This window comes from Flavobacterium gelatinilyticum, assembly GCF_027111295.1.
GTDB classification, from domain to species: domain Bacteria; phylum Bacteroidota; class Bacteroidia; order Flavobacteriales; family Flavobacteriaceae; genus Flavobacterium; species Flavobacterium gelatinilyticum.
On the sequence record NZ_CP114287.1, the window covers coordinates 4,888,642 to 4,914,867 of the forward strand.

Annotated in this window: 21 protein-coding genes and 4 tRNA genes; 24 read left to right on the plus strand and 1 reads right to left on the minus strand. The window is 33.8% G+C overall.

Annotated elements, in window-relative coordinates; all coding sequences use genetic code 11:
• Window positions 1-60 precede the first annotated feature (60 nt).
• Window positions 61-4,434, plus strand: coding sequence for a PKD domain-containing protein (locus OZP11_RS21190; protein WP_281232484.1), 4,374 nt, complete (start codon window positions 61-63; stop codon window positions 4,432-4,434).
• Between the two features lie 17 nt (window positions 4,435-4,451).
• The gene (locus tag OZP11_RS21195) at window positions 4,452-5,453 is read left to right on the plus strand and encodes a PorP/SprF family type IX secretion system membrane protein (protein ID WP_281232485.1); all 1,002 of its coding nucleotides are present in this window, start codon (window positions 4,452-4,454) and stop codon (window positions 5,451-5,453) included.
• Window positions 5,454-5,511: 58 nt separating this feature from the next.
• Here the strand turns inward: OZP11_RS21195 and OZP11_RS21200 are convergent, their stop codons facing one another.
• A complete protein-coding gene (locus OZP11_RS21200; RefSeq protein WP_281232486.1) occupies window positions 5,512-6,126 on the minus strand; it encodes an HD domain-containing protein in 615 nt (204 codons plus the stop codon).
• A gap of 94 nt (window positions 6,127-6,220) precedes the next feature.
• Between OZP11_RS21200 and OZP11_RS21205 the strand changes: the two genes are divergently transcribed.
• From OZP11_RS21205 to OZP11_RS21310, 22 genes are all read left to right on the plus strand, one after another.
• Window positions 6,221-6,622 carry a hypothetical protein gene (locus tag OZP11_RS21205; RefSeq protein WP_281232487.1) on the plus strand — a complete coding sequence of 134 codons (402 nt, stop codon included), beginning with the start codon at window positions 6,221-6,223 and terminating at the stop codon, window positions 6,620-6,622.
• A gap of 171 nt (window positions 6,623-6,793) precedes the next feature.
• Window positions 6,794-6,915 (plus strand) — tRNA-OTHER (locus OZP11_RS21210).
• 266 nt (window positions 6,916-7,181) lie between these two features.
• Window positions 7,182-9,422: a hypothetical protein gene (locus tag OZP11_RS21215; RefSeq protein WP_281232488.1), complete on the plus strand. Its 2,241-nt coding sequence runs from the start codon at window positions 7,182-7,184 to the stop codon at window positions 9,420-9,422.
• Between the two features lie 96 nt (window positions 9,423-9,518).
• Window positions 9,519-10,070 (plus strand): hypothetical protein, encoded by a 552-nt coding sequence (locus OZP11_RS21220; protein ID WP_281232489.1) that lies wholly within the window; start codon window positions 9,519-9,521, stop codon window positions 10,068-10,070.
• Complete coding sequence (locus tag OZP11_RS21225; RefSeq protein ID WP_281232490.1) at window positions 10,070-10,606, plus strand: hypothetical protein; 537 nt, start codon at window positions 10,070-10,072, stop codon at window positions 10,604-10,606. Before OZP11_RS21220 ends, OZP11_RS21225 begins: the two co-directional genes overlap by 1 nt.
• Before the next feature lie 21 nt (window positions 10,607-10,627).
• Window positions 10,628-11,398, plus strand: coding sequence for a hypothetical protein (locus tag OZP11_RS21230; protein ID WP_281232491.1), 771 nt, complete (start codon window positions 10,628-10,630; stop codon window positions 11,396-11,398).
• A gap of 3 nt (window positions 11,399-11,401) precedes the next feature.
• Window positions 11,402-12,142: a hypothetical protein gene (locus OZP11_RS21235; RefSeq protein WP_281232492.1), complete on the plus strand. Its 741-nt coding sequence runs from the start codon at window positions 11,402-11,404 to the stop codon at window positions 12,140-12,142.
• 42 nt (window positions 12,143-12,184) lie between these two features.
• Window positions 12,185-13,201, plus strand: coding sequence for a T4 RnlA family RNA ligase (locus OZP11_RS21240; RefSeq protein ID WP_281232493.1), 1,017 nt, complete (start codon window positions 12,185-12,187; stop codon window positions 13,199-13,201).
• 72 nt (window positions 13,202-13,273) lie between these two features.
• Window positions 13,274-14,551 (plus strand): class I SAM-dependent methyltransferase, encoded by a 1,278-nt coding sequence (locus OZP11_RS21245; protein ID WP_281232494.1) that lies wholly within the window; start codon window positions 13,274-13,276, stop codon window positions 14,549-14,551.
• Window positions 14,552-14,554: 3 nt separating this feature from the next.
• Window positions 14,555-15,739, plus strand: a complete 1,185-nt coding sequence (locus OZP11_RS21250) for a hypothetical protein (protein ID WP_281232495.1) — start codon at window positions 14,555-14,557, stop codon at window positions 15,737-15,739.
• An 11-nt stretch (window positions 15,740-15,750) separates the two neighbouring features.
• Window positions 15,751-16,650 (plus strand): phosphatase domain-containing protein, encoded by a 900-nt coding sequence (locus OZP11_RS21255; RefSeq protein WP_281232496.1) that lies wholly within the window; start codon window positions 15,751-15,753, stop codon window positions 16,648-16,650.
• 192 nt (window positions 16,651-16,842) lie between these two features.
• A complete protein-coding gene (locus OZP11_RS21260; RefSeq protein WP_281232497.1) occupies window positions 16,843-17,640 on the plus strand; it encodes a TatD family hydrolase in 798 nt (265 codons plus the stop codon).
• Window positions 17,641-17,753: 113 nt separating this feature from the next.
• Window positions 17,754-18,470 carry a DUF434 domain-containing protein gene (locus tag OZP11_RS21265; RefSeq protein WP_281232498.1) on the plus strand — a complete coding sequence of 239 codons (717 nt, stop codon included), beginning with the start codon at window positions 17,754-17,756 and terminating at the stop codon, window positions 18,468-18,470.
• 2 nt (window positions 18,471-18,472) lie between these two features.
• Complete coding sequence (locus OZP11_RS21270) at window positions 18,473-19,156, plus strand: hypothetical protein (RefSeq protein ID WP_281232499.1); 684 nt, start codon at window positions 18,473-18,475, stop codon at window positions 19,154-19,156.
• 1 nt (window position 19,157) lies between these two features.
• Window positions 19,158-20,528 carry an SDR family oxidoreductase gene (locus OZP11_RS21275; RefSeq protein WP_281232500.1) on the plus strand — a complete coding sequence of 457 codons (1,371 nt, stop codon included), beginning with the start codon at window positions 19,158-19,160 and terminating at the stop codon, window positions 20,526-20,528.
• Window positions 20,529-20,535: 7 nt separating this feature from the next.
• Window positions 20,536-20,606 (plus strand) — tRNA-OTHER (locus OZP11_RS21280).
• A gap of 3 nt (window positions 20,607-20,609) precedes the next feature.
• Window positions 20,610-20,683 (plus strand) — tRNA-Ser (locus tag OZP11_RS21285).
• A gap of 219 nt (window positions 20,684-20,902) precedes the next feature.
• Window positions 20,903-20,975 (plus strand) — tRNA-Asp (locus tag OZP11_RS21290).
• 250 nt (window positions 20,976-21,225) lie between these two features.
• Window positions 21,226-22,332 carry a hypothetical protein gene (locus OZP11_RS21295; RefSeq protein WP_281232501.1) on the plus strand — a complete coding sequence of 369 codons (1,107 nt, stop codon included), beginning with the start codon at window positions 21,226-21,228 and terminating at the stop codon, window positions 22,330-22,332.
• Window positions 22,333-22,393: 61 nt separating this feature from the next.
• Entirely contained in the window at window positions 22,394-23,143 is a 750-nt protein-coding gene (locus OZP11_RS21300; RefSeq protein ID WP_281232502.1) for a nucleotidyltransferase domain-containing protein, read from the plus strand.
• Window positions 23,144-23,149: 6 nt separating this feature from the next.
• Window positions 23,150-23,833 carry a hypothetical protein gene (locus OZP11_RS21305; RefSeq protein ID WP_281232503.1) on the plus strand — a complete coding sequence of 228 codons (684 nt, stop codon included), beginning with the start codon at window positions 23,150-23,152 and terminating at the stop codon, window positions 23,831-23,833.
• The gene (locus OZP11_RS21310) at window positions 23,830-26,124 is read left to right on the plus strand and encodes a DEAD/DEAH box helicase (protein ID WP_281232504.1); all 2,295 of its coding nucleotides are present in this window, start codon (window positions 23,830-23,832) and stop codon (window positions 26,122-26,124) included. Before OZP11_RS21305 ends, OZP11_RS21310 begins: the two co-directional genes overlap by 4 nt.
• The last annotated feature ends 102 nt before the right edge of the window (window positions 26,125-26,226 follow it).

Genomic DNA, 26,226 nt, shown 5'->3' on the forward strand with positions numbered 1-26,226 from the left:
TACTATTTTTTTGTGTTAAAAAAACGTATACATTTACCGCTCCAAAATCAATTTAATTATATGGGGAAACTTTACTTTCTGCATCTACAACTTATTTTATTAATTACTTCCTCAGTTTATTCTTTCAATGAAAGTAGTAAGATAAATCTTCTGCATGAAGATGCTCTCGATTGGACCGCACCTCCTGTGGTCGATTTTACTTTTAGCAGCAACGGCACGTGTTCCGGAACTCCGGTTACGTTTAATCCAACAGTAAACGGAGCAGGACCTTTTACATATAAATGGGATTTTGGCGATGGATCTTCATCGTCTGATACTACCCCAAACCACAGCTTTACGGCACTAGGCTGCGGGACTCAGAATTTTACTGTAAAACTGACCGTTACGGATGCTAACGGAGAAGTAAATTCAATTACAAAAACAGTCAATGTAAAACAGAAACCGGACCTGAAATTTACCGACTTAACTCCCGGATCTGCAAAACCTTTTGAAAGATGCGGTGATAACAATTCGAATCCTAAGTACAGAATCAATGTTGGCAACAGCTCGGTTTCTGCTTCTTGTGTCTCGTCTTATACTATAGACTGGGGTGACGGAAGTACAGAATCGAATGTTACATTTCCTAAAAACCATGAATACCAGCGATTGGGTACATACAATATGGTTATTACAGGTTACGGAACCAATAATTGCAGTAACTCCGTAACGTATGTTGTTAAAAATTCGAACAATCCTCTTGGCGCGCTTATAGCACCTGGAAATACAACGAATTTATGTGTACCGGTCCGCCCAATGGATTTTGCAATTGGCTCCTGGGGACTCAATCCTTCTGATACCAATTATCAGGTTAATTATGGTGACGGAACTTATCAAAATTATACTCAGGCACAATTAGAAAGTTCCCCTTATTATAATAGTCTGAATCCTCAGGCATCACGAAATTTTCCTATTCCGCATACTTTTACACGCGCGAACTGCCCATCCGGAAGTACGGTTACTTTGACTATTTCGACATCTTGCGGGAGTACTTATTTAACGGCGGGTCCTATAATTATTCTGGATGTGCCTGTAGTCAGCTTTAACGTCAATCAGATTGCCTGCGTAAATACAGGAGTTCTTTTTAATAATACAACCTTTGCCGGCTATACCAATGATTGCAGTACCTATAATGTATATACCTGGGATTTTGGTGATGGAACACCTGTTTCCAGAGAAGTTAATCCGTATCATATATACACCGCTCCCGGAACGTATACGATTAAATTATCGGCACAAACCCCTTGCGGTATAGGAAACAGTACAACCCGAACTATTTGCGTTGAGCCTGTATTACAGCCAAGTTTTACCTATTCAAAAGCCTGTGCTTCAGAAAATGTTCAGATAACCAATACGACCAATACCAATTTAGGCTGCGGTACCGAAAGTTATTTTTGGGAAGTACTGAATTATTATGAAGGTTATTGCGGAAAGGGCAGAGGACAGTGGAATTTTGCAAACGGAACCGGTGCTTATTCAAAAGATCCGGTTATTAATTTTTCGAATCCCGGAACGTATCAGCTGCAGCTAAGAACCTTAAATTCATGCGGTGTTTATAATTATACATCGCAATATATCGAAGTTAAAAAGAAACCCGTAATTACACTGGATCCTATTTCAGATTTTTGTAATTCGGCTACTATAAAACCGGTTGGTAAAGTGGTTGAAACTTGTTCACCAAGTTCTGAAATTACATATTTATGGAGCTTTCCCGGAGGCTCGCCTTCAACATCAACATCGCTTAATCCGGGTTCAATTAATTATACCAAAAGCGGTAATTATCAGGCGACTTTCAGCGTAAGCAATAGCTGTGGTACTACTAGTGTCACACGAAATTTCTCTGTCGATTTAGTACTTTCTCCTGTTATAACTCCCAAAACTATAAAAATTTGCAGTGGCGGCAGTTTTCAGGTTACACCGGTTACAAATGGTGTCGATAATGTTCCGGCGGGTACGACTTATGTATGGTCAAATCCTGTGATTTCGCCTGCGGGAGCTGTAAGCGGGGCTTATGCACAAAGTACCCCAGTGACTTCTATTTACCAGACTTTAACCAACAATACAGATAAACAGGCAACGGTAACCTATACAATATCTCCAATTTCTAAAGTCTGTCCCGGACCTGATTTTACTATTACTGTTACAGTTGATCCATTAATCAGAGTTGTTCAAACGGTTAAAAATAATACCTGTTTTGGTTCAGAAGACGGAAGTATAAATATTTCGGTTTCAGGCGGTATTCCTTTTACAACCGGAAAACCGTATACTTTTTCATGGGCAGGGCCTGACGGGTTTACCAGTTCAGATCAGAATATTTCGAATCTAAAACAGGGATATTATAATTTACGGGTTATTGATAACGGTCAATGTCCATTTTCTCAAAGTTATTATGTCAGCGGACCGGATAAATTTCAGGTTTTGGGAGAATATAAAAACGATATAAGCTGTTTCGGATTAAATAATGGTGTAATTAACTTGTCAATATCCGGCGGTACACAACCTTATAATTTTGTATGGCTGAAGGATGGGAATCCATATCCGGGAAATACAGGTTATCTGAGCAATTTAGCGCCGGGTGATTATCACGTAACAGTAACCGAGTTAAATAACTGTGATGTACTAACCAGAAGTTTTAAGATCATTGAACCGCCTTTACTGGAACTAAAATATGAAAGTCAGGTAGATATTTTATGTTACGGATATTCAACCGGAGAAATTTATGTGAGTACAACCGGAGGAAGAGCAGTCGAAATAGCACCGGGTATTTTCAATTATCAATACTATTGGACAGGACCAAATGGTTTTACCAGCTATTCTCAAAATCTTAGAAATGTACCGGCAGGAAAGTATCATTTGGTTGTAACAGACAATTCAGGTTGTACAGACGATTTAGATGTTACCCTCCTTCAAAATGATGAAATAAAATTAGACTATACAAAAACAGAAATTGCCTGCTACAATTATGCTGATGCCTCTATTACCATAAATTCTATTACAGGAGGAGTTCCGTTCCCAACGGGAGAACCTTATATCATAAAATGGAGCAATTTAGGAAGCGGACATGTTCAGAATAATTTATCGGCCGGAACTTATATCATCACCATTACCGATGCATTGGACTGTCCGAAGGAATTTCCAATCGTTATTGACAACGCTCCGGTTTTTACTATAAATCCCAATGTAAAACAAATTTCCTGTTTTGGCGAAAAAGATGCGCATATCCGACTTAATCTTGTTGGAGGTCTGGCACCTGTAACTTTGGTCTGGGCCGATGATGCAACAGCCGGAATTGAACGAAATAATTTAGCCGAAGGAAAATACGCAGTAACCATTACAGATGCAAAAGGATGTGTAATTAAAGAAGAATTCCTGATTGTAGAACCGCCGTTATTGGAATTAAACGCAGATGTTGTGAATCCGTTGAGTTGTAACGAAGCCAATACCGGATCTATAAATCTGGTTGTAACGGGAGGAACGCCGCCATTTACGTATTCGTGGTCTAATGGTGCATCAACAGAAGATTTACAGAATCTGATTCCGGGCAATTATACCGTAAAAGTAACCGATGCCAATGGCTGTAACAAAGCCGCTTCGTGGACCGTAACCCGATTCGAACAGCTTACACCGACAATTGAAGTCTTAACCGATTTTGACTGTGATACCAAATACGTAAAACAAACCTTTGTAGGACATGTAAAAGGAGGAATACCGCCTTATACCCTGCATTGGTCTGACGGAGTGGTAAGCGGTACCAACGGCGAAATTATGAATACTGAAAATAACGGCCTTGTGATATTTAAAGTAACCGATAGTTTTGGCTGTTCTGCCGAAGTACCTTACAATGTGAATACACCTGTTTTAGGCAGTGCCGATTTCTCAATAGGTTCTTACGGAAAAGATATGTACGATTTGTATTCGATTTATGATCCAATAACGTTTACAAATGCCGCTACAGGTAATTATACTTTAATATCATGGGATTTTGGAGACGGAAATTTTTCGGATGAAGAAAACCCAAAACATATTTATACACGTGTAGGAACGTATACGGTTAAACAAACGGTTACATATCCTTTTGGATGCCAGTATTCTTTTTCTATGACTATAAAAGTCGAAAAAGGGTACAGCCTCATTATGCCAAATGCTTTTACGCCAAATAATGACGGGTACAATGACACCTTTGCTCCTGTGTTTTTAGGTTTGTCATATATCACACTGGATATTTATGATACCTGGGGTGCTATTGTCTATTCTGAAAGCGGTATCAACATCAGAGGATGGAACGGAAGAATAAAAGATGCAGAAGCCGAAAACGGAAATTACTTTTATAAAATCACCCTGAAAACCTTCTACAATCATACCATTGTAGAAAAAGGCGCAGTAACACTAATTAAATAAGCAACCCAGAATTCCAAATGAAATTAAAACTTTTTATAATATTACTCACAAGTTGCTTTTTTACTCAGGCAAGAGCGCAAGATCCGGTTTTTACCCAGTACTTTTTAATTCCAGAAACATTAAATCCGGGATTTACAGGATTTATGGAAACGACTTATGCAGGAATCATCCACAGAGAACAATGGCCGGATTTAGCTTTAAGAATAAATACCGATTATGCTTTTGTAAATACATGGAGCGACAAAATAAACAGCGGTTTTGGAGTTAGTATCCTAAACCAGCGTGAAAATGCAACCAATTATAATTTTTCTCAGGTTAATGCCAATTATGCTTATAAAGTACGATTAAATGACGACTGGGAATTCAGACCCGGAATTGAAGTAGGTTTCGGACTGAAATCATTTGCGTTTCAAAACCTGCTTCTGGAAGACCAGATTAATATTAGAACCGGAGTAGTAAATACCAGTTCTATGGATCCGATGTTACTAAACCGCAGAGCCACATTTTTTGATGTATCGGCAGGAATGGTTTTTAATACAGACAAAGCTTGGATTGGCTTAGCCATGAAACATCTTAATAAACCCAATATTGCATTTAGTTCAGAAGGAAACGTACCGCTGAATACATTCTTTTCTGTGAGTGCCGGTTACGAATTTTTGGTAATCGATTATATAGATGTATTGCTGCTTCCGTATGAAACCAAATTTTTCCTGACCTCAAATTACATGCAGCAAGGACGTTATAACCGATTGGATTTAGGAGCCTCAATTCTTTTTGAGAAGATATTCTTTGGTGCAACCGCAGTAACCAATCCCGCCAAAAACGGAATAAACAATGATTTGCTGACTTCTGTAAATCTTTTTACAGGCTTGCAGTACGAACATATGCGATTGGGATTTTCGTATGATTTTAATACCACTAAAATGGGCAAAACCGGAGGTATTTATGAACTTTCATTAACTTATCAGTTTGACCTGAGAAGAAAATGTTTCGGCTGCCCAAATTACTCCGGAAATTAATTGTAATTCTTATAAACTTTAAACCCGACAAATTTCTAAAATCTGTCGGGTTTAAAGTTTATAGTAATAATGAAATCTCTTTTTCAATATTTCGTCTCGCTTTCTCTTCGTATAAACCTCGGAATTCGTTGGTTTGAAAAATAAATTCATATTCCAGAAAATGCTTCAAAGCTTTTGCTCTTCCAGGTTTGTAGAGAAAATCAGGATAAATGCGGTATTCTTTTCTAATTTGCTCAAAATAGATTTTATAATCTTCCCAGTCTTTCGCAAGGATTTTCAAATCAAAATCAATTAACCAGTTAATATCTTCGATTGAGTTATGTTGATGTTGCTGTGTAGCGCAGATGGCATCAAAAACCAATTGTTTATTCAAACTGATATTTTCAGGCAAAATCGCCAAAGCAAACTCGGCACTTTTTAATTCGTTATCTTTTTTTGAAGCTGAATACACAAAATCATGATAAAAAATTGAAAATAATATTTCATTCGGATTTTGAAGTTGATCGCGATAGATTTCAAAACTGGCAATCATTTCTTTTAAATGCGTCAGATTATGATAATGTCTTGACTTATTGGAATAGGCCTTTTCTAGATCAGTCCAGTTTTGCTGAATTTCGTTATCTTCAAAACCAATATTTAGAAGTAAATCGGTATAGATTTTATTCAGATTCATTTTATTTTTTACTCAAATTTAAAATTCTTTTTTTACTACGCAAAATAATTGCGTAGTGGTTTTGAAATCTTTGTTCTGTCAAAATGAAACAATTATGAAAACTATAAAAATTTATTGTAGAGAATGTGAAATAGAGTTAACTAATCAATTAATAGAGATTCCTGAAGAAAATTTATGTTGGGAAGATCGAGAAGATATTATGCCTGAGAATAACTTTTCAATAATTTTTGAAAAGGAAACAAAAATAAGACTTTTATTAGCTTCAATTGATGGTCATAATTTAAAAGACCATTCTGATACAAGAAAATTTCAAGGATGTTGCGGAAGCGCTGGATGTAATGGTTTAAACAAGTTATGTTTAAATGGACATGATGTTGCAACTGAGATTTCTGATTGTTGGACAAGTCACTATATTAAATTTGATATTGATAAAGTAATTATTAAAGAAAAAATCGATGATTATAATTTTAGAAATTTAGAATTAGAAAGTATTTAATTCTTAATACGCAAAATAATTGCGTACTAGTTTTAAAATCTTTGTTCAAGAAATAAAAAACAAACGTTCATAGAAATAAAAAATTGAAAAAAGCAGGTCAAGTTTAAGTTACTTCTAGAAACCTTTCCACGATTTATACTTATACCATTACCGCTTAATTTCAATTTTCATGAAGCAGTAGCTCAGTTGGATAGAGCATTGGAATATTAGTTTTGAAATTATCATCAAAGGTCAATTAAAACTTACTTCAATTAGGGATCCAGAGGTCGTGGGTTCGAATCCCATCTGCTTCACTATTAATGGTCAATTAAAACTTACTTCTTAGGTTCGATTCCTAACTCCCTCAGCGGGGGTTCCCGGTTATAAGTTTTAAAATTATCATTAATAAAAAAAACGAGGGTCAAAATCAGCTTACTTCTTGGGGATAACCCGCCAAACTGTTAATTTGAAAACAGCTGATTCATTACACTCCAATTTAAGGTCAAGCGCTTCTTACTTCAAACACTCTTTTAGGTAGAACTCAGAAGCACAATTATCTAAATTTTAAAAATTAAAAAAAATGAAAACAAAAGAATTATTAAAAATCAGTTTAAGTCAAAATGCTATTTTCATTCCATCAGAAATGATTGCGAATGACAATAAGAATTTATCAGGAATAACATCGGTTTTTGCAGCCAATGTTTCAAAACTTGGATATACATTTTCTGAAACGTTACTGCATGCTTTAAATAATGTCAGCCCAAATTATAAAATCGAGGTTTTAGAAGTGCTGAGAGAAGTATTAGGAACAGATAAAAACTGGACACCATTGGTAAAAGAATGGAATGTGCCAACAAATGAATCTGTTATCGATCATATCATCACATTTTTCGGAAATGTTTTTCAAACTAAAAACGGAACAGTTTTGCAATGCGGACATACAATTCCAGATAACACTTTTCCATTAGAAAGATACAACGGTTGCCCGTTTTGCGGAACTCCGTTTGAATTTGGTAAACTGGAAAATATGGGTCAAGGAAGTAAATTAAAAGTCCTTGAATTATGGAATGAGAAAGATTTAGAGAACTTTTATATTTCGTTATTACAGTCAAAAACCGCTTTAGACGCTACTCAGGTAGATAGTTTAAAAATGGCGATGAAACATTTGGCATTGCCTAAAACTGAAATCGCAATGAAGGAAACTTTAATGCTGGTGATTGATCTTTTGATTGAAAACGCTAATGAAGATTTGGCTTCTCAGTTTTTGAAAACGCCAACCGATATTTTACGTTATTTATGGTATAAAAATACTGGAATGCTACAGATTATCGAGCCAAAAACGATTATCAAAAGAGCGGCTAAAAACGGTCAGCATTTTCATAATTCGTTAGATACAAGTGTGCTGGCAAGAATTACATCTAAAAAAGATTTGAAATTAAAATATTCCCGAAAAGAATGTTTAATGGTGGCAAATTGGTTGAACAATATGAATTTGGATGTCGGAGCCATGTGCGAAATCATGCATCCAAAAAGAGGAATGTGGGTTCGTTTTATCCGAGCGCTGCGTTTGGCAGAATACAGCAAAAGAAAAGGATTCGAGAAATTGAATTTTTTACTAGATGTATTCTACAACCAAGTGTACGATGTTTGGCAAAGCAAAGTGAATTCGTCAAGATTGAAATTTGATGCCGATAAAACATTCGGATTGTTGAAACAACGTCCAGGTTTGTTTGCTCGTTCATTGTTTTCGAATATGCTTTGGTTTGGAGCGAAGGAAACTATTGCTCATTTCGAAGAAGTTATTGATAAAGTTCCAGCGAGATTGGTGTTTACCTTAAACATGTATGCACAAAATTATTTTGATGTAAACATGCAGAGAAGTGTGAAACCTTTGGGTGGAACAAACAAACGTGTGGGATCAAACCCATTGTTGAAGTTGTACGAAGATTTTATGTTGACCGATATGAAAAATCAAATCGAAGACTTGACTATTTTGGCGATGAAAAAACGATTTGCGTCGGTTTCAAACCCAAATAAAACAATGTATATCGATCCACAATTGTTTAATATGCCGGTTTCTATTGGAGATCGAAGCGATACCGTTCAGGATTTGCCAGTTGCTTTAATGGGAACACGTTTTGCAGTTGAAGGAAATGAAGTGCGATTGTTTATGCAATGGGGTAAAGATCTTCCAGCGCAACATTTAGATATGGATTTAAGCTGTCATATCGCTTACGAAGACCGTTCAGATATTTGTTCTTTCAGCCGATTAACAACTACGGGTTGTCAGCATAGCGGTGATATCAGAAGTATTCCGAATAAAATTGGAACGGCTGAATACATCAATATCAACATCGACGAATTGGCAAAAGCCAAAGCAAAATTTGTAACTTTTACTTGCAATGCGTACAGCAACGGAAGTATTACGCCAAATTTGGTTGTAGGTTGGATGAACAGTAAATATCCGATGAAAATTTCGGAACGAACAGGTGTTGCATACGATCCGTCGTGTGTAGATCATCAGGTTCGTGTGACGCAAAATGTTGCCAAAGGTTTGGTTTTTGGAGTGTTGGATGTAGCCAAAAGAGAAATCGTTTGGTTAGAGATGACTTTCGGAGGTCAGGTTGTGGGAGTTTTGGATTTCAAAGGAGTTCAGGCGCTATTGGCAAAATTGAACAGCAAATTGAATATTGGTAATTTATTACAACTAAAAGCGGAAGCTCAAGGTTTAACGATTACCGAAAATGAAATCGCTGATGAGGTGTATACAGCACAATGGGCGATGAACCCAGCAGTTGTTACCCAGCTTTTAATAGATTAAATTAAAACCACGGATTTTTTAGATTCGTGGTTTTTTTTCATTTACGCAGAATCATTGCGTATTACAATAGAATATTTGTTCTAAAATAAAATGATTATGGAATTTATAGATATAAACGATTTAAAATCAAAATATTCAAATTGCCAAACTAAAAGTGATAGTCAAACGATATTGCTTTTATACTCTTATATTTTAAAATATGAAAGAGTAGATAGTGATTGGTGGAGAGAAGATCATGGATGTAATGATGTTGTATCAATTTTAGAAAGAACTTTTAATGATGAAGAATGGAATTTATTTGAAGAGGATATTGAAAACTGGACAGAAGATCAGATTGAATTATTTATTTTAAGTATTCTATCAGGTACTTCAGGTAACGGAATTGATGAAGACGAAAAAGTTAGAAATATTCAAAGAGAATATACATTAATGAAAAGAGCAGATTTTTTACTTAAGAAAAAAGAAATTTACTCCTCTATAATGCTATGGGATAATATTTGGTTTTTTGAAAAAATTCCTAATTTATCATTTGAGTATTTAGATCAAATAGCAAAACATATCGGTTTTTATGAAAATCTTAATACCAAATGGGAAGATTCTGATGGTATGTATTTGTTTAAAAAAATCCTTAAAAGAGCGAAAAAATAATGACAATTAAAGATATCAAATACAAAGCTGAAAAAAAGTTTAAAAGAATAAAAATCAGAGATGATGTTTGGGGATTCCAAGTACAATCAAATGCTAAATTTTTAAAAGGTATAAGTAGAAAGAAAATTGATGAATTGCAAACATTGTTTGGATTTGATTTTCCTTGGGAATACAAAGAAATGCTATTGATTTTTTCTAATATAGACACACATCTGATTTCAATTAATCCTGAAGACGAAACAGATATTGAATATGGCAGGGAAAACCTTTTTTATGAGTATCCAGAGGATTACGAAAAATCACGATGGATTATAGATGAGATTAATGAAAATAAATCGATAGCAGAATTGGTTCTTACAGAAGCGGGTTTTGATATTTCAAAAATAGTAGGATATATTCCAATGCATAATCATCGTGTTCTGGTGGTTTTTGAAGATAAGCATCTTTCACCCGTTATTTCTGCTTGGGGCGCTGATATTATTATGTTTGGAAACAATTTGAGAGAATATTTAAAAAATGAACTTTTAAGGTTTTAGAGGTTTTAAATAATTACTAAAATGAAAACAAATTTTCCATATCCATATTACCTCTATGGTTCTGATGATTCTACAGACAAAGACGTAATCATTGTTATTTCAAAAGAAGAAATGCCTGAGAAGCAGGAAGACAGAAAAAATAAAGTACTGGCACTTTTGAAAGAATATGATTTGAATTGGAATGCAACTTTTGTGGTAATTGAAAACGGAAAAATTTCAGATACGATTTTTACTAAATCATGGATTGATTCGCTTAACAATGCGTTGCTTGAAACGTATTCATTACATCAACAAAAGCATGAATTATTAATAACAGAAAAACATATCAGAAATAAGACTTTAGCAATTTATAAAGCAGTTCGTACTGTGTTGACAATGTTAACCAGAACGGAATATAGAACTCAGATTCGTCCAATTTTAAAAGGAATTCATGATTTTAATTTAAAACTAGAAGCGTTTAAGAATATAGATTTTGTTTCGATTTCCCAGTTTAATCAGAAGAATACTGATGATATTGATATTTGGAAAATCATTGCTTTTTATGTCGGACAAAATATCGCTTTAATTGAAAATGATGTTGAAATATATACCAAGAAAAAATTAGTACATCATTTTAAGGATTTGGAACCTTTTATTTATAGAAAAGCAATTCTAGAGGAGGATAAAAAAGTATTGCAGAATTATATCAACCATTGGTTGTCGCTGGTTCACAATTTTGGACCGTTTCGATCAGAAAATGGTTTTTTGACTTGTAAAAATGATTGCATAGATATGTTGAATGAAAAGTTCTAAGAAATGAAATTACCAATTTATCAAATATTCGGTTCTGAAAATTCGCTTGATCTTGATTTGGTTTTCTTTATTGAAGAAATGCCCGAAACAATAGCAGAAAAATTGGCATTATCCAAAGAACTTAGTCAATCCATAATTTCGTTTTTTCCTGAAAAAGAAATCAATGCCAACCTTGCAGTGCAGCGAAATGGTCATTTAGTTGAGGTTTACAAAGGAACAACAGACGAATTGAATAATGCATTGTTTTATACGTATCAAAATCATCATCAGAAATTCGACAATCAGATAACGAAACTTTTGGTTAGGGACGTTGATTTGAAATTTTTGAGAAGTGCTCGAATGATTTTATCTTTTTTGAGCAAGACAGAATATCGTTCAATAATAAAATGGGCGTTAAAAGGCGATTTAGACGAAAAGATTAAGGCATTAGAAAGAATTGACTTAAAACAGATCGATTCTTTCGGAAAAGATAAAAACGATTTAAACAGTATAAAATCAATTGCATTTCAGCTAGGACAAGCGATTTCGCTTCATGAGGGAAAAGAATTGTACACCAAAAATGAAATTGCGAATGCGTTTCCAGATTTGATAAAATATCTTTCTAGAAAAGAAAATACCGATTTTGAAAACTTGCAAAAGCGGCTTTTTAGTTTTATAATCATTCTCAAAGACAGAAACTCCAGAATGAAAAATAAGTCAGAGTATAAATATGAAGATGAAAATAAAATATGCTGCGCAGAATGATTGCGCAGTAGTTTTTGAATATTTGTTCAAAGAAAAGAACTAATGAATACAATCTTATTAAAAGAAATGATTTTGCAGGATTATGTTAAGGTAAACAAACACCCTGAACACGATTTGTATATTTACAACTATACTCAAAATGCACAATTTGAGAGAGTTTGGAACGAAATTACAATTAACTGCAGAGGAATTATCTTAGATGCGAATAATAATATTATCGCTAGACCTTTTCCTAAATTTTTTAATTTGGGTGAAATGGAAAATCAAATTCTTCCAGATACTACTTTCGAAGTTTTTGATAAAATGGACGGTTCGTTAGGGATTTTGTATTGGATGAATGACGCTCCTTTTATTGCAAGCCGTGGTTCATTTTCAAGCGATCAATCTGATAAAGGAAATGAAATGCTTCACGGAAAGTATAAAGATTCTTGGCCATTGCTGGACAAATCGAAAACTTATTTATTTGAAATTATTTATCCTGAAAACAGAATTGTTTTAGATTACGGGAAATCAGAAGAATTGGTTTTACTGGCTATTATCGATACACAATCGGGAGAAGAATTCCCTCTTGAAGATATTGGATTTCCAACAGTTCAGAAATTTGACGGAGTAAAAGATATTAAAACGCTATCGGCATTAAATCAGAATAATAAAGAAGGATTTGTAATTAAATATGCTAATAACTTTCGGGTAAAAATTAAATTTGAAGAATATATTCGTTTACACCGAATCATCACTCAGATTTCCAATTTGAATATATGGGAGTTTTTAAAAGATAACAAACCATTCGATGAAATTTTAGAACAAGTTCCTGACGAATTTTTCAATTGGGTAAAACAAACAAAGGCCGATCTGGAAAGGGATTATAAAATAATAGAAGATAAATGCAGAACCGATTTTAAAATACTGGAAACAAGAAAAGAAACCGCTTTTTATTTTCAAACCTGCCCATATCCAAAGGTTTTGTTTTCGATGTTGGACGAACGGGAATATTCAGAAATAATCTGGAAACTGATCCGCCCAAAATTTGAAAAACCATTTAATACAGAAGAAGAGTAAAAAATTAATTTAAACTGCGCAGAATTACTGCGTAGTAACAAAGCTATATTTGTCAAGACAAAAATAAAAGCCATGATTATCAAAATAAAATCAGAGAACAAATACTTTTTGGACATCCTATATAAAAATCCAAATACAGACCAGGGACTTTATTTAAAGGAATTAAAAAACGGAATTGTAATAGGAAATGTCATCACCCAAAACGAATACCACTGTATCTTTTTAGACGGAAAACACAGTTATCTGCCAGAAGAAGGGAATCAAATAGATTTTCAAAGTTACTGCAGTCCGTTGTTGGCATTAAATATGGCGACGGAATTCTTTAATCATATGTATAAAGAGAATAAAGTTTTAGACGAAACGCTGATTCCGTGGTTAGAAAAAAACTATGATGAAGTTGATACAGAGAAATGCACGATAGAAGTTCCAACATTTTTTATTGATTCCAACTGGTACAAAAACGAAAAATATCTTTTGTCAAAATATATAGACGGAATTACATTGGTCAATAAAATAGGTAACAATTTCGAATTAAAAATCGAAGGAGCGACGACAAGAGAGGCCATGCAAAAATTCTCGCTGGTAGCATTATTTACCCATTTTACCAACAAATATGCGGTCTATACTTTCATTGATGATTATTTTATCCAGAAGCATATCACGATGTTTACGAATCTTACTGGCGTTCCATATTTTGTGTTTTATCTTTTTATAAAAAGAATTATGCGTTCTCCATCGCAGTTTGAGAAATTTAAACCGCAATTGGAAGCCTATTTTAATGACGAAGTTCAGTTTGGGTTTACAGATACACATCAGTCAAGAAAAGAATTTATCTGCAGCAGAATTAACTTCGAAGAATCAATTTTGGATTTTGGCTGTGGCGAATTGCAGTATTACAAATTACTTAACAAAAAAGGATTTACAGAAAATTATTATGCATATGACGAAGTTGATTTTAAGCATATTGCTGATAAAATTCAGGAATCAGACAGAACAGATAATCTGATTTGGACAGAAAACCTGGAAGAACTTAAAGATTTTGAAGGACAGATTATTTTAAGTGAAGTGATTGAACATAATTCGGTTGAAGATGCAAAAGAGATCCTAATCTGGATTAGAGACAATACGAAGTTTACTCAATTATTTGTCACAACGCCCGACAAAGAATTTAATGTAAATTATGAATTAACAGAAGAATTTCGTCATGACGATCATGATTTCGAATTATCAAATGCAGAGTTTGTAACATTTATAAATGAAATTTTTCCAAATCCTAAAACCTTTCATGGAGTAGGAGATTGTGTAAAAGGAGTTTACCCAACAAGTGCTGTAATCATTCAAAAAAAGTAGAAAATGTTAGATTATAAAGTAAGAAACAGAATAGATTGGTTCTGCAAAAATCAAATCAATGATTTTTCGCCAACCATTTCGCCTGCGCCAAAAAACAAAGAAAGAAACGAAATCGAAAGTATCGAAACCGCGATTCACTATTATATGCATTATGGCGTAACACAATTTGTAGTTCAAAAAAAATACATGGGTTCGTACTGTACGATTTATCTAAAAAGGAATATCGAAGAAACGTACTTTGTTTCCCGAAACGGCTATAAAATGGATCATATCGATACAGAACAAGCTATTGAAAGTTTGAGAGATTTGCATACAAAAATGCTTTTAGATTTTCCGGAATTTGAAACCCTTTTGATTGCGTCAGAATTGTTGCCGTGGAAAGTTCTGGGAGGAGGATTGATTGAAAAAGAATTTACAGGATATTACGATGCCTTGCAGACGCATAAAGACTATTTGCAAGATTCTGGATTAATTGAAAAATTAATCGCTGTCAAAAATGATGAAGCTTTTACAACTTATGTTTCAGATAAAAAAGAGCTTTCGAAAAAGGAATTTGCCAGCAAGCACAAAATGCATATTATCCGTCAGTATGATGCTTTGGCAGCAGTAAAAATTCCAGATCTGGATAAACAACAAGAATCACTAAATGTATTCAAAAATCAGATTGATACTTTTGGAACAGAAGGCGAAATTTATTTTAAGCCTTTTACTATTTTAAAAGAAGTAAAAATTTCCGGTGAAGAAATAGTGCCAAATAGCAATTTGACTTACGAATTGATAAACGATGATCCATTTTTGCATTTGGAAATTACAGCTTCAAATAGAGAAGAAAAGCTAAAAGAAATCTATGCTTTTTTCGAAAAACTGACAGAAGCAAATGAAGAAGGAATCATGATAAAACCAGTTCAAAATTACATAAAAGGTCTTCCGCCCTGTTTTAAAATCAGAAACAACAATTACCTGACAATGATTTACGGCGTGAATTTCCATCAGGATTTTGATTATTATTTAGATAAAAGAAACGTAAAAAGAAAACTAGAACAATCAATAAATGGCTGGGAAATCAATCAGAAGATGCTTCAGATTCCTTATAAAGATTTAGGAGACGAGAATTATTTAATGCGTCTGCTCCTTTTGAAAAGAATCAATAATGAAGAAATAGAAAAAACATTAGATCCAAGATTATAATAAATTATAAAATGAAAAAGACACCAACATTAACGATATTAGTCGGATGCCCAGCATCAGGAAAAAGCACCTTTGCCGAATGGAAAGTGAGAACTGAAGCCAAAACCATGCGAATTAGTCGTGATGAAATCAGGTTTTCTCAATTTCAGGAAGTAATGGATTCATCTGTTGAAAGTATGATTTCTAAAATCATCAACGTGCAGATTAAAACCCTGCTTTCAAACGGATGGAATGTAATTTTGGATACTTGTAATGCTAAAGTAGAATATCTGAAACAACCAGTAATGGAATTTTCTGAAATGGCAAATATTGAATTCAAGATGTTTGATCTGCCATTAGAAGAACTTTTTACTAGAAATGATAAAAGAGATCGAAAAGTACCAAGAAAGGTAATCGAAAAAATGTATTACGAATTGAAGAAAACCAAAGAAAAATTTGATTTCAAACCTATAAAAAAGATCGAAAAAAATCTGGAATACTGCGATCAAAATCCAGATTTGCCAAAAGCAATTATCTGCGATCTTGACGGAACATTGGCCTTAATGAACGGAAGAAATCCCTTTGATGCAAGCAAATGTGACGAAGACGAAATTAATAATCCAGTGGCAAATGTGTTGAGAAATTATAAGAAACTAGGATATGAAATTTTGCTGGTTTCCGGAAGAGAAGACCGATACAAAGAGCCAACATTGCGTTTTCTTCAAAAACATGAAATTGAGTACGACGATCTGATCATGCGAAAAACAAAAGACAGCCGAAAAGATTCTATCATTAAAACCGAAATCTATAACGAATTTATAAAAGATAAATACTTCGTAGAATTTGTATTAGACGATAGAAACCAAGTGGTAGATACCTGGAGAAACGATCTGAAGCTACCGTGTTTCCAAGTGTATTACGGGGATTTTTGATTTTCAAGGGGCAAAGGAACTAAGGCTTTCTGAACGCACAGATTGTAGAGACGCGACTCAGTTCCCGATAGTCATCGGGATTACGAGATTTAAATAACGCCTTAGTGGCAAAAAAATAAAATAACGAAAAAGACTAAAGAGAAGAAACCTTTGTCCCTTTGGCCCTTTGAGTCTTTGTAACTTTAAGAAAAAATGACATACATAGATATCGGAATTAATTTGACCAACAAACAATTCCAAAACGACATAGACGATGTCGTACAAGACGCCATCGATGCCGACGTATCGCAAATGATACTCACAGGTACAAGCGTACGAAATAGCGAAGAATCTGCTAAAATTGTGCGACAATACCCAGGCGTGTTGTATGCAACGGCAGGAATTCACCCGCATGATGCGAAGAGTTTTGATGCGCAGAGCATTTCGAAACTAAAGAATTTATTACATCAGAAACATGTCGTTTCTGTTGGCGAATGTGGACTCGATTTTGATCGTGATTTTTCGCCCCGAAACAAACAAGAAGAATGTTATAGATCGCAATTAGAATTGGCGATTGAAGTTCAGAAACCTTTGTTTTTGCACGAAAGAGCCGCTTTTAGTGCTTTTATGAACATCACAAAAGACTATCTGCCGAAGTTGCCAAAAGCCGTTGTGCATTGTTTTACAGGAACGCTGCAAGAAGCCAAAACGTATCTCGATAACGGATTTTATCTGGGTTTTACGGGAGCGATTTCAGATGCCAAACGTTTCAGCCATTTAAAAGAAGTCATTCAGTACGTACCGCTCGACCGAATGATGATTGAAACCGATGCGCCGTTTATGCTTCCTAAAAACGTCCCGAACAGCCTTTTGAAGAAATACCACGAACGAAGATGCGAACCGTCTTTTCTGCCTTATGTAGCGGGAACAATCGCACAGTTTAAAGGAATTGCTTTGGATAAAGTTGCGGAGGAAACGACTAAAAATTCGAAAAGTTTTTTTAATATTTAGATTTGTATCCTAACAGGTTTCAAAAACATCTTAGGTATTATATTAGGAGCTTTTAATTTGGGAAAAGACCTAATAGGTTTTCAAAACCTGTTAGCACAGAAAAAAACATAACCATGACAGATCTCAAAAACCGAGGAAAAGAAGCCAGCGACGACGCTTTGTTTAGAACTGAGAAAATGCAGTTCAAACTAAAAGAAGCCGTAACCGATATGCATTATTTTTTAAGCCGGGATTATGGCGAAAAATCGACATTGGCTTTAGTTGGAAACCGTTATCGCTTAAATGCACGTCAGCAGCAGGCTGTTCGCGGAATGAGTGCTTCTCAAAAACAGATTGATGACCGAAAAGCAAAAGAAATTCAAAGTCAGAATCTGGAAGGAAAAGAGATTTGTTTTGACGGATTTAATGTTCTGATTTTACTTGAAAGTATTTTATCAAACGCTTATGTTTTTAAAGGACAAGACGGTTTTATCCGAGATCTGTCAAGCGTGTATGGAACTTATAAAAAAGTAAAACAGACTTCTGAGGCCATTGAATTGATAGGAGATTTTTTTAGAAATGAAAAAATTAAAAAGGCACTTTGGTTATTTGATAAACCTGTTTCAAACAGCGGAAAATTAAAGCAAATGATAGAAGAAATTGCTTCAAACCATAATTTCAATTGGGAAGTGCAATTAGTAAACAACCCCGATAAAGTAATAGCCGAAAGTAATTACATAGCAGTAACTTCAGATGCCTGGATTTTAGATAACGCTTCTGCTAATTTCAATTTAATGAAATATGTATTGTCGCAAATGAGTGTAAAAGGAACTGTAATTTGCCTTGAATAAAAATGAAACACAATCTCTTTCAGGAAATTAAATCGGTAATTCCAGATCTTGATAAAGAATGGAAAGAAAAGTATGCTTTGTTTTTGACAGATGAAAATCTAGAGCTTTTTTCAGAAAACCTGATTTCATTTCACAATCAGAAATCAGAAATATCGAGACTGCCTTATTTTAAAGATGAAATTGTAGTTTCGCTGCAGGATGCTGTTTTTTATTTTAAAGCTGTTTTAGAAAATTTTGAAAATGGCTCCAGCCATTTGCGCGAAAGTTTGATTCAGACATTTGAAAAAACACCATTTGAAAACATACTGCTTATTTTAGGGCAGCGTTTAACTTCGGCAAGCCAGCGCGATGAAAACGGGATTCCGCCAACAAAAGAAATCCTTTTAGAAAGCTGTTTTGAACCTTTCAATAAAGAGATTTCAATTGCAGCAAGAGCCTGGGAAAAACATGTTGGCAGAAAAAAAGACAGTATTTTTGGAGAAATAAAAGGAAACACCATCCAGAAAAAAGAAAAAGTAGAGAAACTGCTTCATTACATTATAATGCACAAAACATGGTGGAATATTTTCTATCATTATAAACATGGTTTGGTATACGAAATAAGAGTGCAAAATGGACAAGGGTTACGATGGTCTGGAGATGGAAAAAAGTTCATCGGATTTTTAGAAGATTTTTTAGAAGAATAAAATGGAAACAGAAAACAAATATATTTTCAGCACTCAGGAATGGGAAACCTGTATAAAGGTTTTGCAGGCTTTAAAAGACGAACCGTTTGAAAATCCGGACAATGATTTGTTTGCGGGACTGATTACCAAGATTCATAAAAATGCCAAAAAGGACCTGCGCAGCGCAAGTTATTCTTCAAAAAAACAAGAAGATCTTCAGGTAAGTCTAAGTGCGGCTTTGGTTTCAAAAGCTTTAAACGGAGAAACCTTATTTGCTGAAAAAGAAAATCCCGATGAACAGCAGTTTACCGAATTGAAGCTGCCAAAAAACTGTTACGCCTGCAATAATTCGTATAAACTCGCGCATAGTTTTTACACCAGACTCTGCCCGGTTTGTGCCGAAGAAAATTACGAAAAGCGTTTTCAGAATATCGACCTCAAAGGACGAAACGTAATCCTGACCGGCGGACGCGTAAAAGTGGGTTTTGCCACCGCTTTAAAATTACTCAGAAATAATGCCAACGTGGTCCTTACAACCCGTTTTCCGGCATTGGCTCTGGAGCAGTTCAAACAGGAAACAGATTTTGAACAATGGCAAAACAACCTGATAATTTACGGACTCGATTTACGAAATTTGAATGCCATAAATGAGTTTGTAACGTTTTACAAATCCAAATTCGACACTTTGGATATTTTGATAAACAATGCGGCACAAACCATAAAATATCCCGATGATTATTACAGACCGTTAATCAGGAAAGAAGAAAGCCTGCTGGGCGAATTTGCAGCCGAAACCAAACTCATTGCCAATACAACCCCGGTCGCAGCCGAAGTAAAAGCACTTGAATACGGATATGAAGAAAAGACCGAAATCGCGCTTTCACGTTTCGGACAGCCTGTGGATAACCGCGATAAAACGAGTTGGAATTCCACTCTCGAAGAAATCAGCATGTACGAACTCGTTGAGGTAAACCTGATCAATCAAATTGCACCTTACTTTTTGATAAAAGAACTAAAACCGTTGTTTTTAAACTCAGAATTTAAGGAACGATTTATTGTCAATGTTACATCATCCGAAGGGATTTTTAGTTACACAAACAAAACGATTTTTCATCCGCATACCAATATGACCAAAGCGGCGCTGAATATGATGACGCTTACATCGGGCAGGGAATTTGCCGAAGATTCGATTTATATGACCAGCGTCGATGTGGGCTGGATTTCGACCGGAGCAAAAGAAAGTCTTCGGAAAAAGCAGTTCGAAGAAGGGTACATTCCGCCTTTGGATTCGGTAGACGGCGCAAGCAGAATTTTCGATCCGATAGTGCAGGGAATAAAAGGAAAAACTATATTTGGAGTCTTACTAAAAAACTACAAGGTTTCGGCCTGGTAAAAAAAATAGAGCAGTAGTTTAACTGGAAAAATCTTCCCGCCACTGGAAAAGTTTTGGGTTCAAATCCCAACTGCTCTTAAAAAGGTGTTAGCTCAATTGGAAGAGCGTCGGTTTGCTAAACTGGAGGATGCGGGTTCGAGTCCCTGCACACCTTTGTTTTTTTGAGGTTCGAAGATTATACCTCATTTTTTATCATTTCTGTAAAAGTTAGATAATTCGGCAAAGTAATTTAACCGCAAAGTTCGCAAAGGTTTCGCAAAGAATAGCGCGTACAGTTTGTCATTTCGACCGTTAGGGAGAAATCACACTCGGGATTCGACACAGATTGTAGATATGCTTTATGAAACTTCTTGTCCTTTACGACAAAAAAATATGCGGTGTTAGTTCAACTGGAAGAACACCTGCCTGTCACGCAGGAGGCTGCGGGTTCGAGTCCCGTACACCGTACTTTTTTTTCTATTTTAAAGGTTTGTTTTATTAATAGCGAATCCTATTTTTATTTTACTTTTTCAATAAACTTGAGTCTACGCGAAATAAAAAATTCAAACGCATTAGTACAAATAATTATCGCCATCATAGCAAAATAAAAATCACGTGTAATTACTTACTTCAAAAATTCTCTGTTTAATTACATTTGGAATAACTTCAAATAATTGTATAAAAAATGAATATTCAAAAGAGTAGCTTAATTCTATTTTTGGCAGTACTACTGTTGGTGTTTTCTTGTAAAGAAGAAAAGAAAATTAAAAAGGTAAAAAAAAGCCCTAAAAATGAAGTTACAACAGTGGAACCTAAGAAGGAAATTGAAGGCCGAATTTTATCTGAAATTCAAAGCGATTTTCTAAAACAATTGGTAATAGAAGAAATCGGCCAACAAAAATATGACAATCTGCAAACAGAAAAAGCGCCGTATAGTGTTCATTTTACTAATGATGGCGATCCGTATTCTGTTAGGTTTGATATTATAAAAGAACAAGATTTTAATGACGACGGAATTATAGATTATGTAGTGCTTAGGGATTCAAGCGGCATGCTGGGAGGAAATGCAAATACAAACCAAGATTACATCTATTACATCATGAAAGACGAAATTTATTATAAAGAAGCGCATAGTATTTTAGGTTATGCGCCATTTTCTTATAATATAATTGACGAAGCAAAATTTGAGGGAGATACATTAAAAGTCAAAATCACTCAAAATTTTAGAACATACATGGAGGATTTAAAATCTGCTTCTTTATCTTTTGTTTATACAAACGGAAATCTTTACGAAGAATCGTATTTGTCTGATTGTAAGCTCGCACAGTTAGATTCTAAAACTATTTTTAATGATATACCCGAAATAACCAAACGCATTCGAAGTATTGAAATGCATAATTACTGCGAAACTATTGGTGAAGTGTATGAAAAAGACGATGTATTTATTCGGGCTGATTTAGGAGGTTGTGACAATCTATCACTGACTTTTTCTACCTATTATGATGTCGAAAAAAGTAAGCTGAAAAATGCTGCGTTTAGAAAGAATACTACTTTAGAACTTTTAAATTTTTTATCAGCTAATACTCAGTTTTCGGAAGAGATCGATGTGATGATAGAATATTACGAACAAAATCCAGTAACCGATAAATCTATAGAAACGGTTGAAGGATATAGCTTTAGAGTGTTAATTCAGCAGAATGACCCAAAGAAAAACGAACTTCGTTTTTTAGTGCAGCTTGAAAAAATTGATAATCCGTATCAAAAAGAAAATTGGGAAATCGCAACCCGTAATAAAACCGCTCCGCAAGAGAATGAAGATTATTGATTTTCTGTCGTATGCAGCGGGAACAATCGCATAGTTTAAAGGAATTGAATTTGAAAGAATCATGAAAGAAAAAATACTTGAAAAATTAAAACAAATAGAACTCGAAAAAAACGTCGAAATACTCTACGCTGTCGAATCCGGAAGCCGTGCCTGGGGATTTGCCTCTCCGGACAGCGACTACGATATCCGGTTTATATATAAACACAAACCTGAATATTACCTCTCACTTTGGGAGAAACCCGACGTAATAGAATTCATGACCGAAGACGATCTTGACGGTTCCGGCTGGGATTTACGGAAAACCGTAAGGTTGTTAGCAAAATCCAGTGCATCTTTGATGGAATGGTTGTTTTCGCCTGTTGTGTATTATGAGAATGAAGAATTTGCAAAACAAATGCGTGAGATAGCCACAGAATGTTTTTCGCCAATAGCGGTTTTACACCATTATTTAGGAACGACAAAAAACTTTATGGAAGTCTGCGAGATGGACGAAGTAAAACTAAAAAGTTATTTCTACGCCTTACGCACCGTTTTAGCAGGAAAATGGATTATCGAAAACAATACATTTCCGCCCGTAGCTTTTGCAGATCTATTGCCTATTGCACCGAAAAACATACAAGAAAAAATACTGGAATTACAACAAATAAAAGCCGCTCAAAAAGAAAAATACCTGCACCCAAAAGAAACCCTGATAACTCATTTTTTACTCGAAACCGTAAAATTTAATCAGGAAAATGCAAGTAAACTGGCAAGCGGAAAGAAGATGAATGAGGAGTTGGATTTGTTTTTTAGGGGAGAATTCATGCAATAGATAATTATGAAAGGTTATACAGTTACTCATATCGAAAAAATTGATACACATATTACTTTTATTAGGATAAATCCAACTGATATTAAACTGACTTTGAAAGAGGTTTTTCAGTCTTTATCGGATTTAAGCTGGCTAAGTCAATTTGATGGTTCTTATATTGTTGAAAGTTTTAATGAAAGAGCAAAAAATACGATCCAATTTATAGCAGATAATATAATAAAAGCAGAAGATGATAGTGTTACAAGTAGTTCTGGAGAATACATTGTCTCTGAATTAGCTAGAAAATCTATTGTGAGTGAACTTAAATATCTTGATATTCCTTTAGCTGAATTAATAAAAAAACAAAAAATTGGTAATCCAGGATTTGATTTTTATTCTGAAAATACAACAAACATTATTTTATTTGGAGAGGCAAAATATTTAACAGACAAAAATGCGTATGGAAAAGCTTTCGAGCAAATAGTAAAATTTGAAAATAATAAAAACGACGTAGAAGATTTGATTGATTTTGACCGATTTTGTAGCATGGATTCATTAAAAAAATTTCAAAAAAGCGAAAAAGGATTTATTGCTGCTTTCTCTTCAAAAACAATTTCGACAGATAGACTAATAAAGAATATTTGTAAAAATGCTGATTTTATTCAAATAAAAAGATTTAATGAAGTAATCTGTGTAGCTGTAGATATATGAATAATGTAATTAAAAATATTATTGAAAGTAAAAATATAGATCAGATTTTTTGTTACGTATTAGATAGACTTTTTAAAGAAGGTCCTATTCATATAACTGATATGGAGATATTATCTTATATGTCCATTTATCAAACAGAAAAATTTGAGTTACATAAAAATTCAGTTTTGAATTTTATGAGTGTTTTTTATAAAAATGTACCAAGAGAAACTTTAAGGGATGTTGTTTTTGGACAGTATAAAAAATATTTGCATGAAAAACATGCAAAATATCTTAAAGAGGATGAATATTTTACTCCAGTTCAAGCAGATATATTAAAAGGAATAGATAATAATAACTGTTTTAGTTTTTCAGCACCAACTAGTACTGGGAAATCATTCGTGTTCATGAAAAAAATTATCGAATGTAAAAATGATGTTGTTGTAGTTGTTCCATCTCGAGCTTTGATTAATGAATATTATTTAAAATTATGTGCGAGTATTGAGGATAAAACTATCAACATTTTAACCTTTATAGACAAGATAAATACAAAGAGATCTAAAAAAAATGTTTTTGTCGTGACTCCTGAACGATGTCGAGATTTGTTTAAGTATGTTGGTAAAGAAGAATTTATTGTTGATTTGTTTCTTTTTGATGAAGCGCAATTAAGCAATGAAGAAGATAAAAGAGGTCTCTATTATGATAGTATTGTGCGACGAGCTTATAAAAAATATCCAGATGCTAAATTTGTTTTTGCACATCCTTTTGTTGAGAATCCAGAGTCCCAAATAATAAAAAACAAACTAGATCAAAATAAATCTGATAATAAACCGTATAATCAGAAAAATGTTGGACAAATTTTTATCATCAAAGTAGATAAAGAATATTATCACTTTGGAATTGATAAAACAATAATGGGAAATACAAGGGTTAAATGTAAGTTTAATCCAATCTTAAAAGTTTTAAATAATGGAGGAAGTGTATTATTTTATGTTCCTAAAAGTAAAATTTATGACAAAAGGATACTTCTTGATTTCAAAGAATATGTGTCACATTGTAAAGATATAGATAGTGATCGGATTGATTATTATGTTAATGAATTAATAAAGATTACAGGAGGGAATATAAAAGAAGGTGAAAACTATTATTCACAGATGATATCCTTGTTGAAGAAAGGCATTGTAATTCATCATGGTTCAATGCCTTTGCAGACAAGAATATTAATTGAAGAGTTTACTAAAGAAGGACTTTGTAGAATATGTTTTGCAACTTCAACTCTTGAACAAGGAATTAATATGCCTTTTGATATTGTGTTTGTTGATAGATTGGAAATAAAAGATTCATTAGCTCTGAAAAATTTAATCGGTAGGGCAGGTAGGTCAACTCTCTTAAATAATTTTGATTATGGAACTGTTGTTATTAGATCAAATATGAGCGGTTTTAGAAAGGTTATGTTAACTCCAAATAGATTGGATACAGTCTCAAGTTTAGATAAAATAGAAGATAAGGATGATGATTATAATGATTTTAAAATATCGATTGTTAATGGGACTTTTAACGATGAATTTAATTTAACGCCAAAAGAGATAGAAAATATTGAAAAACCAAATACTAAGAAAATAATTCTAGATATTTTAAATTCAGTTTTTTCAAATGATAAATTGATTTCATTGGATCAAATTAACAAAGATTTCGAGTTTAAACTTAACTTGTATTCATCCTTTAGAAAATTGTATGAAACATTTCTGAATAGAGATTTGAATGATGCGGAAGGTGACGTTTTAAGTACTGCCATAAAAATAATGTTGTGGAGAATATATGGAAAAACATTTAAACAAATTTGTTGGTTTAGATACTCTCATGCCATAAATTCTCATTCTATTATTAAAAGTGGTAGAGCAAATTATATAACTGGATTTCATGAGTTACCAAATAAAAAATTATCTAGATATCCCTTATATGGTGCATCAGATTTGATTAAAGATGTTGACTATGATCGAATTGTTTATGATACATATGATTACATAGATAAGCTAATAGGATTTAAATTACAAGATAAATTCTATGCGTCTTTTATAAAGTATTTTGAAAGTGAAAAGGATTTAAGAGCAAAAAAACTTGCCAATTATGTAAAATTTGGAACTGATAATAAAAAGGAAATTTGGATGTTAAGATATGGCCTAACGTTTGAAGATATAGAAATTTTAAACCCACATGTTGAAAGTATAGACTCGGAAGAAATTGTATTTAAGAATTCAATTAATGAGGTTCCTTTAGAATTGAAGCAATCAGTTATAAGATATTTAAATTAAAATACTTTTTGATATTTACATAGTAAAAAGCCCGATCGCGCGGATTTGCAATCCTTGCCCACAAAGAATATAAACTACAACCGTTAGACTTATTACAATTGG

Excerpts from the sequence above, each read along its gene's own strand:
- OZP11_RS21310 (WP_281232504.1), top strand. The coding sequence starts at position 23,830 with ATGAATAATGTAATTAAAAATATTATTGAAAGTAAAAATATAGATCAG.
- OZP11_RS21240 (WP_281232493.1), top strand. The coding sequence starts at position 12,185 with ATGAATACAATCTTATTAAAAGAAATGATTTTGCAGGATTATGTTAAG.
- OZP11_RS21230 (WP_281232491.1), top strand. The coding sequence starts at position 10,628 with ATGAAAACAAATTTTCCATATCCATATTACCTCTATGGTTCTGATGAT.
- OZP11_RS21245 (WP_281232494.1), top strand. The coding sequence starts at position 13,274 with ATGATTATCAAAATAAAATCAGAGAACAAATACTTTTTGGACATCCTA.
- OZP11_RS21220 (WP_281232489.1), top strand. The coding sequence starts at position 9,519 with ATGGAATTTATAGATATAAACGATTTAAAATCAAAATATTCAAATTGC.
- OZP11_RS21275 (WP_281232500.1), top strand. The coding sequence starts at position 19,158 with ATGGAAACAGAAAACAAATATATTTTCAGCACTCAGGAATGGGAAACC.
- OZP11_RS21235 (WP_281232492.1), top strand. The coding sequence starts at position 11,402 with ATGAAATTACCAATTTATCAAATATTCGGTTCTGAAAATTCGCTTGAT.
- OZP11_RS21195 (WP_281232485.1), top strand. The coding sequence starts at position 4,452 with ATGAAATTAAAACTTTTTATAATATTACTCACAAGTTGCTTTTTTACT.
- OZP11_RS21200 (WP_281232486.1), bottom strand. The coding sequence starts at position 6,126 with ATGAATCTGAATAAAATCTATACCGATTTACTTCTAAATATTGGTTTT.
- OZP11_RS21225 (WP_281232490.1), top strand. The coding sequence starts at position 10,070 with ATGACAATTAAAGATATCAAATACAAAGCTGAAAAAAAGTTTAAAAGA.
- OZP11_RS21305 (WP_281232503.1), top strand. The coding sequence starts at position 23,150 with ATGAAAGGTTATACAGTTACTCATATCGAAAAAATTGATACACATATT.
- OZP11_RS21190 (WP_281232484.1), top strand. The coding sequence starts at position 61 with ATGGGGAAACTTTACTTTCTGCATCTACAACTTATTTTATTAATTACT.
- OZP11_RS21260 (WP_281232497.1), top strand. The coding sequence starts at position 16,843 with ATGACATACATAGATATCGGAATTAATTTGACCAACAAACAATTCCAA.
- OZP11_RS21300 (WP_281232502.1), top strand. The coding sequence starts at position 22,394 with ATGAAAGAAAAAATACTTGAAAAATTAAAACAAATAGAACTCGAAAAA.
- OZP11_RS21255 (WP_281232496.1), top strand. The coding sequence starts at position 15,751 with ATGAAAAAGACACCAACATTAACGATATTAGTCGGATGCCCAGCATCA.
- OZP11_RS21250 (WP_281232495.1), top strand. The coding sequence starts at position 14,555 with ATGTTAGATTATAAAGTAAGAAACAGAATAGATTGGTTCTGCAAAAAT.
- OZP11_RS21270 (WP_281232499.1), top strand. The coding sequence starts at position 18,473 with ATGAAACACAATCTCTTTCAGGAAATTAAATCGGTAATTCCAGATCTT.
- OZP11_RS21215 (WP_281232488.1), top strand. The coding sequence starts at position 7,182 with ATGAAAACAAAAGAATTATTAAAAATCAGTTTAAGTCAAAATGCTATT.
- OZP11_RS21205 (WP_281232487.1), top strand. The coding sequence starts at position 6,221 with ATGAAAACTATAAAAATTTATTGTAGAGAATGTGAAATAGAGTTAACT.
- OZP11_RS21265 (WP_281232498.1), top strand. The coding sequence starts at position 17,754 with ATGACAGATCTCAAAAACCGAGGAAAAGAAGCCAGCGACGACGCTTTG.